Raw genomic sequence first — 16,348 nt, forward strand, 5'->3', positions numbered from 1 at the left:
CGTCCACCCGGCGGTGAGCCGGGTCGGCCACGGACGGCGACTCAGGAAAGCTACTCGCGGGTACCCGGACCGTTTCCCGTCGTCCCCTGGATAGAGACGTATTCGTTGCCAACCGGCGCCCGCGGGGTGGGTTGCGTCACCCCACCGTTCCGGTCGGCGCAGGGGCTAGCGTCGGCGTCCGTGCGACGGGGGACGGGCCGGCGACCGGCCGGCGGAGCGTGCGCGGCGGCGCTGGCGGCGGTGCTGGTGCTGCTGGGCGCGGCCGGCCCCGCGCTCGCGGCGCCGGCCCGGCCCACCGCCGATCCCACGGCGCCGACGCCCACCGCGCCGTACCCGGGCGGCCCGCCGCAGGGCAGCGCCCCGGACGGCAGCACGGTCGGGGGCGAGGGCCTCGACACCCGCGGGCTCGTCGTCGGCGACGGGACACCGCCGCTGCCGGACGGGATCGCCGCGCAGGGCTGGCTGGTCGCCGACGCGCTCTCCGGCGAGATCCTGGCGGCGCGGGACCCGCACGGCCGCTACTACCCGGCCAGCACCCTCAAGACGCTGACCCTGCTGACGCTCGCGCCGCGGCTGGACCCCGCCCAGGTGGTGGAGGGCACCGTCGAGGACGAGCAGGTGGAGGGCAGCCGGGTCGGGCTCGTCGCCGGGGGGCGGTACCCGGTGTCGCTGCTGTTCCAGGCCCTGGTCCTGCAGTCGGGCAACGACGCGGCCAACGCGCTGGCCCGCGCCGGCGGCGGTCTGGAGGCGACCGTGGCCGCAATGAATGCGACGGCGGCCGAGATCGGCGCCTTCGACACCGTCGCCGGCACGCCGTCGGGCCTGGACGTCGCCGGCCAGTCCTCGTCCCCCTACGACCTGGCGCTGGTGTTCCGCCGGCTCGTCGCCGACCCGGGGACGGCGGCCGTGCTGGCGACGCCGACCGCGCAGATGCCGCCGGTGGAGGGCCGCTCCCCCGGCTACCAGATCCAGAACCAGAACCCCCTGGCCGGCTACCCCGGGGGCCTCGGCGGCAAGACCGGGTTCACCGACGCCGCCCGGCACACCTTCGTCACCGCGGCCGAGCGGGACGGCCGTCGCCTGGTCGTCAGCGTGATGGACACCGAGAACGTGCCGCTGCGCGCCGCCGACCAGGCCGGGCTGCTGCTCGACTGGGGCTTCGCCACAGACCCGTCCACCGAGGGCGTGGGCCGGCTGGTCGCCTCCGGCGCCGAGGCCCTCGCCGCTCCCGACCCGACGACCACACCGACGACCACACCGACGACCGCACCGCCGAGCGCGGCTCCCCCGGCCGGGCACACCGCACCGGTGGCCGCGCCCCGGGAGGAGGCCTCCGGGTCGGCGGTCGCCGGCGTCGTGCTGGCGGTGCTCGCCGGGATCGTCGTCGTCGCCACCGTCGTCGGCCGGCGGCGCGCGGTCATCCGTCCGCCGGGGCGAAGCGACGCAGGGTCGCCGTCCACGCCGCCGTGAAGAAGGCGAACCGGAAGACGACGTTGATCCAGACCAGGATGCCGACGGCGCCGCCCAGGGCCGACGACGTCACGCTGTCGTCGATCAGCGAGAGGTAGTAGCTGCCCACCACCTTCATGACCTCGAAGCCGACCGCACCGAACAGCGCGCCGAGCCACAGGTCGCGCAGCCGGTGCCGGTTGCCGGGGACCACCCGCAGCAGCCACAGGAAGACGACGACGTCGGTGGCCAGCGCCAGCAGCAGGCCCAGGAGCGTCATCAGCAGGGACATCCCGGCGACGTCGTCGAGCCCGAGCAGCTCCAGGGTCCAGGAGGTGGCCGTGGTCGCGGCGCCGGTGAGGGCGAGGCTCACGAGCCCCACGGCGCCGAGCAGCACGAGCGCCAGGAGGTCCTGGAGGTTGTCCCGCCAGAACTCCGGCTCGTCGACGCGGCCCTTCCAGATCTGCTCCATGCCGACGCGGAGCTTGTCCATCGCCCGGAGCCCGGCGTACAGGAAGCCGACCAGGCCGATCAGCCCGGTGAGGCCCGCCGCGCCGACGGCGCCGCGCAGTTCGTCGACGATGCCGCGGCCGGTCGCCCCGGGGAACGCCTCGCGGACCGTGTCGTACAGCTCCCGCTGCAGGAGCGCGTCACCGGCCAGCACCAGGCCGATCACCGACGCCGCGAGCAGCAGGACGGGGAACAGTCCGAGGAACGCGAAGTAGGTGACGCCCGCGGCCAGCAGGTCACCCTGGTTGCGCTGGTAGCGGCCGCCGGCGCGGGCCAGGTGGTCGAACCAGCGCCAGCGGCGCCGCAGGGCGGCGATCCTCTCGGTGCCCCGCTGCCAGGTGCGGTCGACCCACGCCAGACGTCCCGCTCCCCCGGCCGGAGCGGCCTCCTCGGGACGGGCACGGGTGGCGCTCATCGGACGGTGGTCCCTCGGCTATCTGGGCGGACCGCTGAGCGGGTACTCCCGCGCCACGACCCAGGCGCCCGACGGCGCCTGCTCGTACTCCGTGAAGTGGTCGACGCGGAACTCCGCCGACAGCTCCGCGAGCGCCGTGTAGGCCAGGTCGAGCATGTCCGGGGAGACGTCGTGGGCGACGGTGACGTGCGGGTGGTACGGATAGGCCAGCGACCGGGCCAGGGGGCCACCGCGGACGTCGTTGGCCAGCAGCTCGCAGGAGCCGATCCCCCGCGCCACCGCCACGAAGACCACCTCCGACACCGGCGAGAAGGTGCCGGTGCCCGACAGGTGCATGTCGAAGGGCGGGTGCTGGCGGGCGACCGCGGCCAGGTGCTCGGTGACCACCGTGCGGTCGGCGACACGCACCTCGGTGGGGGGCAGCAGCGTCACGTGCGGCGGCACCAGGCCGGCCTGCGGGTCGCCGCACTTGGCCCGCCAGTCGGTGAGCAGCTGCGCCCAGGGCTCGGGAACGGCGACCACGATGCCCACGACCGCGGTCTCCGCCCGTGCCCCCCGGCTGCGCGGCACGAACGTGTCGTCGTTCAGGGGCTGGTGCGTCATGCTCCGGAGCCCGCCGGAGCGAGGAAGCCGACGCGGTCGTACACCGCGTCGAGCGTCGGTGCGGCCACCTCGCGGGCCCGCGCCGCGCCGGCGGCGAGCACCCGCTCCAGCTCGGCGCGGTCGTCCAGCAGCTCGTGGGTGCGTTCGCGGACCGGCGTCACGAAGTCCACGACCAGCTCGGCGAGCTCCTTCTTCAGGTCGCCGTAGCCGCGACCGGCGAAGTGCTCCTCCAGGTCGGGCACCGAGCGCCCGGAGAGCGCGCTGTGGATGGTCAGCAGGTTGGTGACGCCCGGCTTGTTCTCGCGGTCGGCGACCACCTCGCGGCCGGTGTCGGTGACCGCGGAGCGGATCTTCTTCGCCGTCACCTTGGGGTCGTCGAGCAGCAGCACGCAGCCGGCCGGCGGCAGGCTCTTGCTCATCTTCTTCTCGGGCGACTGCAGGTCCATCACCCGCGCGCCACCCTCGGGGATGAGCCCGGCGGGCACCGTGAACGTGTCACCGAAGCGGCCGTTGAAGCGGATGGCGAGGTCGCGGGTCAGTTCGACGTGCTGCCGCTGGTCGTCACCGACCGGGACCTGGTCGGTGCGGTACAGCAGGATGTCGGCGGCCATGAGCACCGGGTAGGTGAACAGGCCGACCGACGAGCCCGCCGCGCCGTCCTTCTGGCTCTTGTCCTTGAACTGCGTCATCCGGCTGGCCTCGCCGAACCGGGCGATGTTCTCCAGGACCCAGGACAGCTGCACGTGCTGCGGCACGTGGCTCTGCACGAACAGCGTGCTGCGCTCGGGGTCGACGCCGAGCGCGAGCAGCTGCGCGGCGGACACGAGGGTGTTGCGCCGCAGCTCGGCCGGGTCCCAGTCCATCGTGATCGCGTGCAGGTCGACGACGCAGTAGAAGGCCTCGGCGGTGTCCTGCAGCGCCACCCACTGCCGGAGCGCGCCGAGGTGGTTGCCGAGGTGGAACGAACCCGCTGTCGGCTGGATGCCGGAGAAGACACGGGGGGGAAGAGGCACGTCGGCCATCAAACCAGCCCGCGGCCGGGGCCGGAGCGCCCGTCCCGGCCCGGTCCGCGAACGGCGAGGCCGCGACGGGCGAGGCACGTCACGGGGTCGGCGTGGCGGCGGCGATCTCGTCCAGCGCCGCCAGGAGGACGTCGTCCTCGTCGGGAGCGCCGACGGTGACGCGGACGCCCTCCCCGGGGAACGGGCGGGTGATGACCCCCCGGGCCTCCAGCGCCGCCGCGAGCTCCGCCGTCCGCTCCCCCGTCGGCAGCCAGACGAAGTTCGCCTGGCTGTCGGCGACGTCGAACCCGCGCCCGCGCAGCGCCGCGGTGAGCCGGTCCCGCTCGGCGACCACGGCGGCCACGCGTCGGCGGACCTCGTCCTCGCTGGCCAGCGCCGCGACCGCGGCCGCCTGGGCGAGCATCGAGACGCTGAACGGCACGTGCGTGCGGCGGACGGCGTCGGCGACGGCCGGGTCCTCCGCGACCAGGTAGCCCACCCGCAGACCGGCCAGCCCCCAGGCCTTGGAGAACGTCCGCAGGACCACGACGTTCGGCCGGCCGCGCATCAGCTCGATGCCGTCCGGGACGTCGGGGTCGGTGACGAACTCCCGGTAGGCCTCGTCGAGCACGACCAGGGTCTGCGCCGGCACGGCGTCGAGGAACCGCTCCAGCTCCGGGCGGCGGACGGCGGTGCCGGTCGGGTTGTTCGGGTTGCAGACGAAGACCAGCCGGGTGCTCTCGTCGACCGCGGCGGCCAGCGCGTCGAGGTCGTGGGTGTCGGCCGCTCCCCCGGCCCGGCCGGGCACCAGGGGCACGGTGATCGAGCGGGCGCCGGCGACCTGGGCCAGGAGGGGGTACATCTCGAAGCTGCGCCAGGCGAAGGCGATCGCGGTGCCCGGGTCGTTGAACGACTGGGCCAGCTGCTGGCAGAGCATCACGGCGCCGCAACCGGGGACGACCTGCGCCGGGTCGACGCCGTAGCGCGCGGAGAGCGCCCCGGTCAGCGCGACCGCCCCGTTGTCCGGGTATCGGTTGGTCTCCGCGGCCGCCGTGGCCAGCGCCTCGACGACGGCGGGCAGCGGCGGGAAGGCCACCTCGTTGCTGGCCAGCTTCACCGCGCGGGCGACGCCGAGCTCGCGGGCCAGGTCGGCCGGGTTGCGGCCGGGTCGGTAGGCGGGCAGCGCCTGCACCGCCGGGCGTGCGCTGACCACGTCGTCGTCCTCCCCGGGGCCGCCTGCCCGCGAGGCCCCCGGGTCGATCCCGGCGGACGTCCCTAGGGTGGGCCCATGCGCGTTCTCGTCGCCGGCGGCGCCGGCTACATCGGCAGCGTAGTCACGGCCGCCCTGGTGGAGGCCGGGCACGAGGTGACGGTCCTCGACGACCTGTCCACCGGGCACGCCGACGCCGTCAGCGAGGGCGCCCGGTTCGTGCAGACGTCGCTGCAGGAGTCCGCGCCGGTGCTGGCGGAGGTGCGGCCGGAGGCGGTGCTGCACTTCGCCGCGAAGAGCCTGGTCGGCGAGTCCCAGGTCGAGCCGGAGCTGTACTGGGAGCACAACGTCGGCGGCTCGCTGGCGCTCCTGGAGGCCATGCGGGCGGTGGACTGCCGGCGGATCGTCTTCTCCTCCACCGCCGCCACCTACGGCGAGCCGGAGCAGGTGCCGATCCGCGAGGACGCGCCCACGAAGCCGACTAACACCTACGGCGCCACCAAGCTCGCCGTCGACGCGATGCTCACCTCGTACGCGACCGCGTACGACTTCGCCGCGGTCAGCCTGCGGTACTTCAACGTCGCCGGCGCCGCCTACGGCCTGGGCGAGCGGCACACCACCGAGACGCACCTCATCCCGATCGCGCTGCAGGTCGCGGCCGGGCAGCGCGAGGCGATGACCGTGTACGGCGAGGACTACCCGACGCCCGACGGCACCTGCATCCGCGACTACATCCACGTGCAGGACCTCTCCGACGCCCACCTGCTGGCGTTGGACGCGCCGCGGCCCGGTGAGCACCGGATCTACAACCTGGGCAACGGCACCGGGTTCTCGGTGCAGCAGGTGGTCGACGCCGTCCGGGAGGTCACCGGGCACCCGGTGCCGGTGGAGGTCGGTCAGCGGCGGGCAGGCGACCCGGCGCAGCTGGTGGCTGCCAGCGACCGCATCCGGGCCGACCTGGGGTGGACGCCGCGGCACACCGACCTGGCCGGCATCGTGCGCGACGCCTGGGAGACCGCGCAGAGGCGCGCCTGACGAGGCATGGGAAGCGACACCCCCGTGTAGCGCCACAGGACGTGGGGTTCGCTTCCCATGCCTGGACTACGACGAGCCGATCGTGGGGGTCGAGATGTCCGCCGGGTCGGCCTCCGGCGGTGGCTCGGGGCGGGTGACCGCCAGCCGCGCGATCCGCCGGCCGTCCAGCTCCAGCACGGTCAGCCGGCGACCCTCCACCACCACGACGTCCCCCACCTGTGGCAGCCGGCCGAGCTCGGCGAGGACATACCCGGCGACGGTCTCGTAGGGCCCCTCAGGCAGGTGGAGGCCGGTCACCTCGGCGAAGTCGTCGAGGTTGAGCAGTCCGTCGACGTCCTGCGGGCCGCCGGGCACGTCCTCCGGCTCGGGCGTGACGTCGTCGTCGTACTCGTCGTAGATCTCGCCGATGACCTCCTCGATGAGGTCCTCGAGCGTGACGATCCCGTCGGTGCCGCCGTACTCGTCGACGACGATCGCCAGGTGCTGGTTCTCCCGGCGCATCTCCGACAGGGCGGTGAGCACGCCCGCGGTGCCGGGCAGCCGCTTCACCTCGCGGGCCAGGTCGCCGACGGTCGCGGCGCGGCCGGCCGGGTGGTTGGGCAGCAGCAGGTCGCGGATGTGCACGAAGCCGATGACGTCGTCCTGGTCGCGCCCGACGACCGGGTAGCGGGAGCGGCTGGAGTCGGCCACCTGGCGGGCGGCTCGGCTGGCGGTCAGGGAGGCGTCGAGGAAGTCGACCTCCGTGCGTGGTGTCATCACCTCGCGGACCTCGCGGTCACCGGCGCGGAAGACCTCCCCGATGAGCTGGCGCTCGTCGCTGCTCAGGGACTCGTGCGCGGCGACCAGGTCGCGCAGCTCCTCCTGGCTGATCTGCTCGCCGCTGGCCTTGGGGTCACCGCCCAGCAGCCGGACCAGGATGTTGGTCGACCGCGACAGCAGCCAGATGACCGGGCGGGCGGCCTTGGCGATGCCGTTGAGCGGTGCGGCGACCAGCAGCGAGAACCCCTCCGCCCGCTGCAGCGCCAGCCGCTTGGGCGTCAGCTCGCCGACCACGAGGGACAGGTAGCTGATCGCGATCGTGACCAGGACCAGGGCCAGCGTGGAGGCCAGCCCCTCCGACATGCCGCGCTCGGCGAACACGTCGGCGAGCGGGGCCGACAGCGTGCTGGCGCCGAAGGCGGCGGAGAAGAACCCGGCGAGCGTGACGCCGACCTGCACGGCGGCGAGGAAGCGGTTGGGGTCGCTGAGCAGCTTGGACACCGCACGGCCGCGGCGTCCCTCGTTCTCGGCCATCGCGCGGACCTGCGACTCGCGCAGGGACACCAGGGCGATCTCCGCTCCCGAGAAGGCGCCGCCGATCAGGACGAAGACGACGACCATGACGATGTTGAGCCAGACGTCGCTCACCGGCGGCGTGCTCCTGTCGGTTCGGGTGCAGGGGGTCGAGGGCTGGGGCCTGTGACCATGCTGCCCGTCGCGCGGCCCGCTGCCCACCGGGCGGTCCCTCGAACTGATCACAGGCGGGACACCCCGGCGACGCTCTGCTGCCGGTAGCCTGGTGTGACGGATCGGTCACGGCCGGTTCGGACTCTTCCCCGTTCCTCTGCGAGGTCCCCGCGTGCACCACCTCCCGGTCGGCCCCTCCCCGATCGCCCGCCTGGCCGCCGCCCTGCGCCGGAGGTCGGGGCTCCTGACGGCCGCCGCCGCGTGCGCCGTCGTCGCCGCCCTCGTGCTGACGGCCGTGCTGCTGACCGGAGGAGCCGGGTCCCCCGAGGACCCGGCGACCGCGGGTGCGTCGTCCCCCGCGCCGTCCCCGGAGGGTGCCGAGACGGCGCCGGCCGCCCCGCCGTCGACCGCTGCCGGGGCTCCGGACACGAGCACGGCGCCGCCGCCCCCGGATCCCGCACCGGCCAGCACCGTCGCCGAAGCGCCTCCGGCGGCCTCCACGGCCGGCACCCCGGAGGCCGGTCCCGCCGACCCGGTGCCGCCGCGACCGGCACCGCGCCCCGCCCCGCAGGCCGCCCCGGCGCCGCCGCCGGTGGCCGCCCGGCCCGCTCCGGCGGCTCCGGCCGCGGCGCCGCCGAACGGACCGGTGGAGGCGCAGGTGCTGGCACTGGTCAACCAGCAGCGGGCCGCCGCCGGGTGCGCGGCCGTCACCGCCGACGCCGGGCTCGCCGCCGTCGCGCGGGCACACAGCGCCGACATGCGCGACCGCGGCTTCTTCGACCACACCAACCCCGACCGGCAGGACCCGTTCGACCGGGCCGCCGCGGCCGGGTCCTCCGCCCGGGCGGAGAACATCGCCCGCGGCCAGGCCGACGCCGCCGCCGTCATGCAGGCCTGGATGACCAGCCCGGGACACCGGGCCAACATCCTGAACTGCGGGCTCACCCGGCTCGGGGTTGGCGTCGCCGACGGCCCGGGCGGCCCGTGGTGGACCCAGCTCTTCGGCTGACCACCCCCGGACACACGTCGGCCCCCTCACCCACAGGCGAGGGGGCCGACGTCAGGACGGGGTCCTCTTTCAGGCCATGGCCTTCTGCAGGTTGGTGTCGATGGCCGCCAGGAAGTCCTGGGTGGTCAGCCACGGCTGGTCCTTGGAGATCAGCAGCGCGAGGTCCTTGGTCATCTGGCCGCTCTCGACGGTGTCGATGCAGACCTTCTCCAGGGTCTCCGCGAAGCGGGTCACCTCGGGGGTGTTGTCCAGCTTGCCGCGGTGGGCCAGGCCCCGGGTCCAGGCGAAGATCGACGCGATCGGGTTGGTCGAGGTCTCCTTGCCCTGCTGGTGCTGGCGGTAGTGCCGGGTCACCGTGCCGTGGGCGGCCTCGGCCTCGACCGTGCGGCCGTCCGGGGTGGCGAGCACCGAGGTCATGAGGCCGAGCGAGCCGAAGCCCTGGGCCACGGTGTCGGACTGCACGTCACCGTCGTAGTTCTTGCAGGCCCAGACGTAGCCGCCCTCCCACTTGAGCGAGGCGGCGACCATGTCGTCGATGAGCCGGTGCTCGTAGGTGATGCCGGCCTCGGCGAACTTGTCCTTGAACTCGGCCTCGAACGTCTCCTCGAAGATGTCCTTGAACCGGCCGTCGTAGGCCTTGAGGATCGTGTTCTTCGTGGACAGGTAGACCGGGTACTTGCGGGCCAGGCCGTAGTTCAGCGACGCGCGGGCGAAGTCGCGGATCGAGTCGTCGAGGTTGTACATCGACAGCGAGACGCCGGCGCCGGGCGCCTGGAAGACCTCGTGCTCGATGGGCTGCGAGCCGTCGTCCGGGGTGAACGTGACGGTGAGCCTGCCCGCCGACGGGAACTTGAAGTCGGTGGCGCGGTACTGGTCGCCGTAGGCGTGACGGCCGACGATGATCGGCTTCGTCCAGCCCGGCACCAGGCGCGGCACGTTCTGCATGATGATCGGCTCGCGGAAGATGACGCCGCCGAGGATGTTGCGGATGGTCCCGTTCGGGGAGCGCCACATCTTCTTGAGGCCGAACTCCTCGACCCGCGCCTCGTCCGGCGTGATGGTGGCGCACTTGACGCCGACGCCGTGCTTCTTGATGGCGTTGGCGGAGTCGACGGTCACCTGGTCGTCGGTGGCGTCCCGGTGCTCGATGCCCAGGTCGTAGTACTCGAGGTTCACGTCGAGGTACGGGAGGATCAGCTGGTCCTTGATGAACTGCCAGATGATCCGGGTCATCTCGTCGCCGTCGAGCTCGACGACGGTGCCCTCGACCTTGATCTTGCTCATGGTTCCCTCTCTACAGCTCCGACCGGTGATGGTCGGAGGTCGGTTCACGGATCAGCTGTCACAGATCGGCGACGTCCGCCTGCTTGGCGCGCACGGCCTCGGCCGCCTCGCGCAACCCGGACAGCTCGCTCTCGGTCAGATCCCCCTGGACGACGCGCCGCACACCCTCGCGCCCGATCTCGGCCTCCACGCCGAGGTAGACGCCGGAGATGCCGTACTCGCCGTCCACCCAGGCACACACCGGCATGACGGCGCCGGAGTCCTCGATCACGGCCTTGGCCATCCGGGCCGCGGCCGCCGAGGGGGCGTAGTAGGCCGAACCGGTCTTCAGCAGCGCGACCACCTCGGCCCCGCCGTTGCGGGTGCGGGTCACGAGCTCCTCGATGCGCCCGGCGGGCAGCACGTCGGCGAGCGGCTTGCCGTCGACGGTGCACCGCGAGGGCACCGGCACCATCGTGTCGCCGTGCGAGCCCAGCGTCAGGGTCTGCACGGAGGCGACCGGGACGCCGCACTCCTCGGCCACGAAGTGGCTGAAGCGGGCGGTGTCGAGCATCCCGGCCTGGCCCATGACCCGGCCCTTCGGGAAGCCCGTGGCGATCTGGGCGAGCGCGGTCATCTCGTCGAGCGGGTTGGACACGACGATCACCACCGCGTCGGGCGAGGTGCGGGCGATGTTCTCGGCGACCTGCCGGACGATCCCGGCGTTGGTCTCGATGAGGTCCATCCGGCTCATGCCGGGCTTGCGCGGCAGACCGGCGGTGACGACGACGACGTCGGACCCCTCGGTGCCCTCGTAGGAGCCGCCCCCCACTCCGACGACCTTCGTCTCGAAGCCCTCGATCGGGCGGGACTGGTTGATGTCGAGGGCCAGGCCCTCGGGCTTGCCCTCGACGATGTCGGTGAGGACGACGGTCTCGAAGACGTCGTACTCCGCGAGACGCAGGGCGGTGGTCGAGCCGTAGAAGCCGGCACCGACGACGGTGACCTTGCCGTTCCGAGGCTGCTCTGCCATGGCGGCCAACCTAGCGTCAGAACGCACCCGCGCGCCTCAGCGGGTGCCGGGCTGGATCACGGGCACCTCGGCCTCGGCGGGGACGGCGAGCGCGACGGCGACGAGCACCATCCCCATCCCGGCCAGCAGGACGACGTCCACCGTCCGGCTCCGGACGGCGAGGAGCCCCACCCGGCGGACCGGCAGCAGCAGCCGCAGCAGCGCCGCGGCCACCAGGGCGCACCCGATGACCACCAGCCCGGAGCGCCACCGCTCGAGCGCGACCATGCCCAGCCCCACCGCGACCGCGACCAGCACCGCCAGCAGCGGCAACTGACGCAGCAGCCCGGCCAGGAACGGTCGGCGGGTGTAGAGCGGCGGGCGGGCCATCAGGCGGTCAGCACCTCGACCCCGGCCGCCCGCTCGGCCGCGAGCACCACGTTCTGCAGCAGCATCGCCCGGGTCATCGGCCCGACGCCGCCCGGGTTGGGCGCGACGTGGCCGGCGACCTCGACGACGTCCTTGGCGACGTCGCCGGCGATCTTGCCGTCGACGCGGCTCACGCCGACGTCGAGGACCGCCGCCCCCGGCTTGACCAGCTCCTTCGTGACCAGGCCCGGTACGCCGGCGGCGGCCACGACGACATCGGCGGCGCGCAGGTGCGTGGCCAGGTCACGGGTGCCGGTGTGGCACAGGGTCACGGTGGCGTTCTCGGTGCGCCGGGTGAGCAGCAGCCCCAGCGGGCGGCCCACGGTGATCCCGCGGCCGACGACGACGACCTCGGCGCCGGCGATCGGCACGTCGTGGCGGCGCAGCAGCTCGACGATCCCGACGGGCGTGCAGGGCAGCGGGCCGTCGACCCCGAGCACCAGCCGGCCGAGGTTCGTCGGGTGCAGGCCGTCGGCGTCCTTGGCGGGGTCCATCGCCTCGAGGACGGCGTACTCGTCGACCTGGCGGGGCAGCGGGAGCTGGACGATGTAGCCGGTGCACGCCGGGTCGGCGTTGAGCTCCGCCACGACCGCGAGCACGTCGGTCAGCGTGGCGGTGGCCGGCAGCTCGCGCTGGATGCTGGCGATCCCGACCTGGGCGCAGTCGGAGTGCTTGGCGTTGACGTACCAGCGGCTACCCGGGTCGTCGCCGACCAGGAGCGTGCCGAGTCCGGGACGGTGGCCGGCGGCGGTCAGCGCGGCCACCCGCGTGGTCAGTTCGGTCCGGATGGCGGCGGCGGTGGCCTTGCCGTCGAGGGTCTGCGCGGGCACGGCCGAGAGTGTGCCTGATCGCGGTCGAGCCCATCGACCGACTGCCCGAGGGGGCTGCGGTCGGGCCGCCGTGGCCCCGGAGTGGCCCTAGGGTGGCCCGGAGCGGGCGTCTCCCCGCGCCCGTGCGACCCGCGAGGAGAGCCATGACCGAGCGCGACCCGTCCTCCGCAGGCCCGCGACCGGAGCCGACGCCCCAGCCGCACCCGCAGTGGGAGAGCGACACGACGCCCGGCGTGCACGCGGCGGGTCGCGACCCCCACGCCGCCACGGCGGGCCACCCGGGCACCGCGGCCCCGGGCGCAGGCGCCTGGTCCGGGACCGGGGCCAGCGCGGTCGGCGCCGGCTGGGCGGGCGGTTCCGGCACCGGCTACAGCTCCGACTCCGGCTACGGCTACGGCTCCGACTCCGGCGACACCCGCACCTACCCCCGGCACGGTCAGCACGAACAGGTCGACGACGGCGACCGGCACACCGCGCCGGAGTACTCGACCGCGCCGGTCCGCGTGCGCCGCCCCGACGTCCTGGCGGGCCTGCTGCTGCTCCTGGCCGGCATCGCCGCCGGGATCAGCCTCCTGCTGGACTGGGCGAGCGGCATCCGCGGCTGGGACTTCGTGGAGGACGGCCTGCGCGACTTCGACACCGGCTCGTGGCAGCCGCCGGTGACCGTCCTCGCCGGCGGGGTGCTCCTGGTGCTCGGTCTGCTGGTGCTCCTGCCGGCGCGGACCCACCGGACCCTCGGCGTCCTGGCGCTGCTGGCCAGCATCGCGGCCCTGGTCGCCGTCGTCGTCGTGCTGAACGAGTCGCGCTGGACCTGGGACTTCTTCGAGGTCGGCTTCTGGGTCGCCGCCGCGGTGCCCGTCCTGGGCCTGCTGGGCAGCCTGAAGGCGATGCTGACCGGCCCCCGGGAGCGGTGAGTCAGGCGGCGCGGCGCCGGCGGTCGGCCTGCATGAGGTGGACGACGATCCCCTGGTAGCCGCCGGCCACGTAGTCGGAGATGTCGGAGCAGGTGATGCGGCCGGCCAGCGGGGCGCGGTCCTCCCGGGGCAGGACCGGCTTGCGCGACCGCGGCAGGAACGACCGCAGGGTGCGCCGGGTGGCCGCCGTCGCCTCGCGGGCGTACTCGGCCCGGCCGACCGAGCCGTCGCTGCGCTGGGCGACCAGGTCCTTCCAGACGGCGAGGGAGCAACCGATCATCAGGACGAGGACGAGACCCGCGAGCATGCCCACATCATCGGCATCCGAAACCCGTGACGGAAGGGTCCGGTCCTCACCGGTCACAGCAGTCTCAGTCGGCCACCAGCGCCCCGTGGGCCCGCGCGAACTGCACCGCCTGCGTCAGGTCCAGGCGCACCCCGGTGAGGTCCAGCGCACGCCAGTTGACCGCTGAGGTGTCGGCGCCCCGCAGGTCGCTGCCGCGCAGCTGGGTGCCCTGCATCCGCGCGTGGGCGAGGTGCGCGCCGCTCAGGTCGCACTCGCGCAGGTCGGCGTCGGTCAGGTCGGCCTCGGTGAACCGCTGCCCCGACAGGTCCGACCCCGACAGGTCGACGCCGCGCAACGAGGTCCAGCTCCAGTCGCTGTCGGTCGAGGTCAGCGGTCGCAGCGTCGCGCCGAGGAAGTGCGAGCCGGTGAGCTTGCAGCCGTCCCACACCGCGTCGAACAACCGCGCCCGGTCGAAGCGGCAGGAGAGGAACGCCGTCCCGGAGTGCCGCGACCCGGCCATGCGCGCGCCGGTCAGCACGCAGTCGGTGAAGACGCAGCGCCGGGTGACGAGCTCGGTCAGGTCGGCGTCCTCGAAGCGGCAGCGCGTGAAGGTGACCTCCGCCAGCTCCGCGCCCCACCAGTCGACGCGGGCCAGGTCGGCGTCCTCCAGGACCTCCCCCGGCCCCGGCGGCTGGACGTGTGGCCGGGTCCCCCGCATCAGTGGGCGAAGTGCCGGGTCCCGGTGAGGTACATGGCGACCCCGGCCGCGGCGGCGGCCACGACGACCTCCTCGTCACGGACGGAACCGCCCGGCTGCACGATCGCGCGCACGCCGGCGTCGACGAGGACCTGCAGGCCGTCGGCGAAGGGGAAGAACGCGTCGGAGGCGGCGACCGAGCCCGCCGCCCGCTCCCCCGCCCGGGCGACGGCCAGCCGTGCGGAGTCGACCCGGTTGACCTGGCCCATGCCGACCCCGACCGTCGCCTTGTCGTGGGCGAGCAGGATCGCGTTGCTCTTCACCGCGCGCACGCTGCGCCAGGCGAACACCAGGTTGTCCAGCTCCGCGGCGTCCAGCGGCTCGCCGGTGGCCAGCGTCCAGGTGGTCGGGTCGTCGCCGGCCGCGTCGATGCGGTCCACCGACTGCAGCAGCACGCCGCCGCTGATCGGCCGGAACTCCACGCCACCGCGGGCGTCGGCGGGCAGCCGCAGCAGCCGGATGTTCTTCTTCCCGGTCAGGACCTGGATCGCGTCCTCGGTGAACGACGGCGCGGCCACCACCTCGGTGAAGACGTCGGCCACCTGCTCGGCCATCGCCAGGTCGACCTCGCGGTTGGCCGCGATCACGCCGCCGAAGGCCGACACCGGGTCGCAGGCGTGCGCCTTGCGGTGGGCCGACGCGATGTCGGGGCCGACGGCGATCCCGCACGGGTTGGCGTGCTTGATGATGGCCACGCAGGGGTCGCGGTGGTCGTGCGCGGCCCGCCAGGCGGCGTCGGTGTCGACGTAGTTGTTGTAGGACATCTGCTTGCCGTGCAGCTGCTCGGCGTGGGCCAGGCCCGGCTGGCCGCCGCGGTACAGCGCGGCGCCCTGGTGCGGGTTCTCGCCGTAGCGCAGGACGTCGGCCCGCTCCCAGCCGGCGCCGACCCACGCGGGGAACACCGACTCCTCGTCGGGGGCGAGCACGCTGCCCATCCAGGAGGCGACGGCGATGTCGTACGAGGCCGTGTGCCGGAACGCCGCGGCGGCCAGCCGCTGGCGCTCGGCGAGGGTGAACCCCCCGGCCCGGACGGCGGCGAGGACGTCGTCGTAGCGCGCCGGGTCGACGACGACGGCGACCGACGGGTGGTTCTTCGCCGACGCGCGCACCATCGCGGGGCCGCCGATGTCGATCTGCTCGACGCACTCGTCAGGAGCCGCGCCGGAGGCCACGGTCTCGGTGAACGGGTAGAGGTTGACCACGACGAGGTCGAAGGCCGCGATGCCGAGGTCCTCGAGCTGGGCGACGTGCTCGGGCCTGCGCCGGTCGGCCAGGATCCCGGCGTGCACCGCGGGGTGCAGCGTCTTCACCCGGCCGTCGAGGCACTCGGGGAAGCCGGTGACCTCCTCGACCGGCGTGACCGGCACACCCGCGTCGGCGATCCGGCGGGCGGTGGCGCCGGTGCTGACCAGCTCGACCCCGGCGTCGGCGAGGCCGCGGGCCAGCTCCTCGATCCCCGACTTGTCGTACACCCCGAGCAGGGCCCGGCGGATGGGGGTGCGGTCGCTCATCGGGGGTTCTCCTCCGGGGTGGGTCGGGTCGGCGGAGCGGCGGCGACCCGCGCCACCGTCTCCACCAGGAGCGTCCGCTCCACGGCCTTGATCCGTTCGTGCAGCTCGTCCTCGTCGTCGCCGGGCAGCACCGGCACCTCGCGCTGCGCGATCACCGGACCGGTGTCGACACCCGCGTCGACCCAGTGGACGGTGCTCCCGGTGACCTCCACCCCGGCCGCCAGGGCGTCGCGGACCGCGTGCGCCCCGGGGAAGGCGGGCAGCAGCGCCGGGTGGGTGTTGAGCAGGCGCCCGCCGAAGGCCGCCAGCACCGACGGGCCGACGATCTTCATGAACCCGGCCGACACCACCAGGTCCGGGCGGTGCTCGGTGATCGCGTCGGCCAGCGCGCGGTCCCAGTCGGCCCGGTCCGCGTGGTCGCCGAGCCGGCAGACGAACGTGGGCAGGTCGCGGCGGCGCGCGTGCTCGAGCCCGGGGGCGTCCCGGTCGGCGCCGACCGCGACGACGTCCGCGGGGTAGGTCGGGTCGTCCGCGGCGTCCAGCAGCGCCGCGCAGAGCGATCCGGTGCCGGAGACCAGCACGACGACCCGGGCGCGCCGGGTCGGTTCGGCGGTCGGCACACCGGTGATCCTAGAAGGACCCCGGCGCCCCCCTTCGCTCGCACGCTC

Annotated in this window: 17 protein-coding genes; 4 read left to right on the forward strand and 13 right to left on the reverse strand. The window is 74.1% G+C overall.

Annotated elements, in window-relative coordinates; all coding sequences use genetic code 11:
• Positions 1 to 180: 180 nt before the first annotated feature.
• Complete coding sequence (locus DQ240_RS03045) at positions 181 to 1,470, forward strand: D-alanyl-D-alanine carboxypeptidase family protein (protein ID WP_113838170.1); 1,290 nt, start codon at positions 181 to 183, stop codon at positions 1,468 to 1,470.
• On the opposite strand, the gene DQ240_RS03050 is transcribed toward DQ240_RS03045, so the two are convergent.
• The 4 genes from DQ240_RS03050 to hisC form a co-directional block, all read right to left on the reverse strand.
• Entirely contained in the window at positions 1,418 to 2,374 is a 957-nt protein-coding gene (locus DQ240_RS03050; RefSeq protein WP_113838171.1) for a YihY/virulence factor BrkB family protein, read from the reverse strand. The genes DQ240_RS03045 and DQ240_RS03050 overlap by 53 nt on opposite strands.
• 18 nt (positions 2,375 to 2,392) lie before the next feature.
• Positions 2,393 to 2,977 (reverse strand): 2'-5' RNA ligase family protein, encoded by a 585-nt coding sequence (locus tag DQ240_RS03055; RefSeq protein ID WP_233498451.1) that lies wholly within the window; start codon positions 2,975 to 2,977, stop codon positions 2,393 to 2,395.
• On the reverse strand, positions 2,974 to 3,990 hold the full coding sequence (gene trpS, locus DQ240_RS03060; protein ID WP_369831993.1) for a tryptophan--tRNA ligase: 1,017 nt from the start codon (positions 3,988 to 3,990) through the stop codon (positions 2,974 to 2,976). Before trpS ends, DQ240_RS03055 begins: the two co-directional genes overlap by 4 nt.
• A gap of 88 nt (positions 3,991 to 4,078) precedes the next feature.
• Entirely contained in the window at positions 4,079 to 5,191 is a 1,113-nt protein-coding gene (gene hisC, locus DQ240_RS03065) for a histidinol-phosphate transaminase (protein WP_113838173.1), read from the reverse strand.
• A gap of 75 nt (positions 5,192 to 5,266) precedes the next feature.
• Between hisC and galE the strand changes: the two genes are divergently transcribed.
• On the forward strand, positions 5,267 to 6,223 hold the full coding sequence (gene galE, locus DQ240_RS03070; RefSeq protein ID WP_113838174.1) for a UDP-glucose 4-epimerase GalE: 957 nt from the start codon (positions 5,267 to 5,269) through the stop codon (positions 6,221 to 6,223).
• Between the two features lie 66 nt (positions 6,224 to 6,289).
• On the opposite strand, the gene DQ240_RS03075 is transcribed toward galE, so the two are convergent.
• Positions 6,290 to 7,630 (reverse strand): hemolysin family protein, encoded by a 1,341-nt coding sequence (locus DQ240_RS03075; RefSeq protein WP_113838175.1) that lies wholly within the window; start codon positions 7,628 to 7,630, stop codon positions 6,290 to 6,292.
• Positions 7,631 to 7,841: 211 nt separating this feature from the next.
• On the opposite strand from DQ240_RS03075, the gene DQ240_RS23860 reads away from it, so the two are divergent.
• Positions 7,842 to 8,678 (forward strand): CAP domain-containing protein, encoded by an 837-nt coding sequence (locus DQ240_RS23860; RefSeq protein WP_233498452.1) that lies wholly within the window; start codon positions 7,842 to 7,844, stop codon positions 8,676 to 8,678.
• Between the two features lie 69 nt (positions 8,679 to 8,747).
• On the opposite strand, the gene DQ240_RS03085 is transcribed toward DQ240_RS23860, so the two are convergent.
• The 4 genes from DQ240_RS03085 to DQ240_RS03100 are packed head-to-tail and all read right to left on the reverse strand — an operon-like array spanning position 8,748 to position 12,212.
• Entirely contained in the window at positions 8,748 to 9,962 is a 1,215-nt protein-coding gene (locus tag DQ240_RS03085) for an NADP-dependent isocitrate dehydrogenase (protein ID WP_113838177.1), read from the reverse strand.
• A 58-nt stretch (positions 9,963 to 10,020) separates the two neighbouring features.
• Positions 10,021 to 10,974, reverse strand: coding sequence for a malate dehydrogenase (mdh, locus tag DQ240_RS03090; RefSeq protein WP_113838178.1), 954 nt, complete (start codon positions 10,972 to 10,974; stop codon positions 10,021 to 10,023).
• A gap of 36 nt (positions 10,975 to 11,010) precedes the next feature.
• A complete protein-coding gene (locus DQ240_RS03095) occupies positions 11,011 to 11,343 on the reverse strand; it encodes a DUF3017 domain-containing protein (RefSeq protein ID WP_113838179.1) in 333 nt (110 codons plus the stop codon).
• Positions 11,343 to 12,212 carry a bifunctional methylenetetrahydrofolate dehydrogenase/methenyltetrahydrofolate cyclohydrolase gene (locus DQ240_RS03100; RefSeq protein ID WP_113838180.1) on the reverse strand — a complete coding sequence of 290 codons (870 nt, stop codon included), beginning with the start codon at positions 12,210 to 12,212 and terminating at the stop codon, positions 11,343 to 11,345. Before DQ240_RS03100 ends, DQ240_RS03095 begins: the two co-directional genes overlap by 1 nt.
• A gap of 143 nt (positions 12,213 to 12,355) precedes the next feature.
• Between DQ240_RS03100 and DQ240_RS23535 the strand changes: the two genes are divergently transcribed.
• Positions 12,356 to 13,126: a hypothetical protein gene (locus DQ240_RS23535; protein ID WP_199589009.1), complete on the forward strand. Its 771-nt coding sequence runs from the start codon at positions 12,356 to 12,358 to the stop codon at positions 13,124 to 13,126.
• Position 13,127: 1 nt separating this feature from the next.
• On the opposite strand, the gene DQ240_RS03110 is transcribed toward DQ240_RS23535, so the two are convergent.
• The 4 genes from DQ240_RS03110 to purN all read right to left on the reverse strand — a co-directional run bounded on the left by DQ240_RS03110 (position 13,128) and on the right by purN (position 16,300).
• Positions 13,128 to 13,433 (reverse strand): hypothetical protein, encoded by a 306-nt coding sequence (locus DQ240_RS03110; protein WP_113838181.1) that lies wholly within the window; start codon positions 13,431 to 13,433, stop codon positions 13,128 to 13,130.
• Positions 13,434 to 13,497: 64 nt separating this feature from the next.
• Positions 13,498 to 14,130 (reverse strand): pentapeptide repeat-containing protein, encoded by a 633-nt coding sequence (locus DQ240_RS03115; RefSeq protein ID WP_113838182.1) that lies wholly within the window; start codon positions 14,128 to 14,130, stop codon positions 13,498 to 13,500.
• Positions 14,130 to 15,680, reverse strand: coding sequence for a bifunctional phosphoribosylaminoimidazolecarboxamide formyltransferase/IMP cyclohydrolase (gene purH, locus DQ240_RS03120; RefSeq protein WP_113838183.1), 1,551 nt, complete (start codon positions 15,678 to 15,680; stop codon positions 14,130 to 14,132). The genes DQ240_RS03115 and purH overlap by 1 nt, the downstream gene beginning before the upstream one ends.
• Positions 15,677 to 16,300, reverse strand: coding sequence for a phosphoribosylglycinamide formyltransferase (gene purN / locus DQ240_RS03125; RefSeq protein WP_113838184.1), 624 nt, complete (start codon positions 16,298 to 16,300; stop codon positions 15,677 to 15,679). The genes purH and purN overlap by 4 nt, the downstream gene beginning before the upstream one ends.
• Between the last annotated feature and the right edge of the window lie 48 nt (positions 16,301 to 16,348).

It is taken from the genome of Blastococcus sp. TF02A-26, from assembly GCF_003319125.1.
In the GTDB taxonomy this organism is placed as follows: Bacteria; Actinomycetota; Actinomycetes; order Mycobacteriales; family Geodermatophilaceae; genus Trujillonella.

Excerpts from the sequence above, each read along its gene's own strand:
- DQ240_RS03110 (WP_113838181.1), bottom strand. The coding sequence starts at position 13,433 with ATGCTCGCGGGTCTCGTCCTCGTCCTGATGATCGGTTGCTCCCTCGCC.
- purH (WP_113838183.1), bottom strand. The coding sequence starts at position 15,680 with ATGAGCGACCGCACCCCCATCCGCCGGGCCCTGCTCGGGGTGTACGAC.
- DQ240_RS23535 (WP_199589009.1), top strand. The coding sequence starts at position 12,356 with ATGACCGAGCGCGACCCGTCCTCCGCAGGCCCGCGACCGGAGCCGACG.
- DQ240_RS03085 (WP_113838177.1), bottom strand. The coding sequence starts at position 9,962 with ATGAGCAAGATCAAGGTCGAGGGCACCGTCGTCGAGCTCGACGGCGAC.
- galE (WP_113838174.1), top strand. The coding sequence starts at position 5,267 with ATGCGCGTTCTCGTCGCCGGCGGCGCCGGCTACATCGGCAGCGTAGTC.
- DQ240_RS03115 (WP_113838182.1), bottom strand. The coding sequence starts at position 14,130 with ATGCGGGGGACCCGGCCACACGTCCAGCCGCCGGGGCCGGGGGAGGTC.
- DQ240_RS03050 (WP_113838171.1), bottom strand. The coding sequence starts at position 2,374 with ATGAGCGCCACCCGTGCCCGTCCCGAGGAGGCCGCTCCGGCCGGGGGA.
- mdh (WP_113838178.1), bottom strand. The coding sequence starts at position 10,974 with ATGGCAGAGCAGCCTCGGAACGGCAAGGTCACCGTCGTCGGTGCCGGC.
- DQ240_RS03055 (WP_233498451.1), bottom strand. The coding sequence starts at position 2,977 with ATGACGCACCAGCCCCTGAACGACGACACGTTCGTGCCGCGCAGCCGG.
- DQ240_RS03095 (WP_113838179.1), bottom strand. The coding sequence starts at position 11,343 with ATGGCCCGCCCGCCGCTCTACACCCGCCGACCGTTCCTGGCCGGGCTG.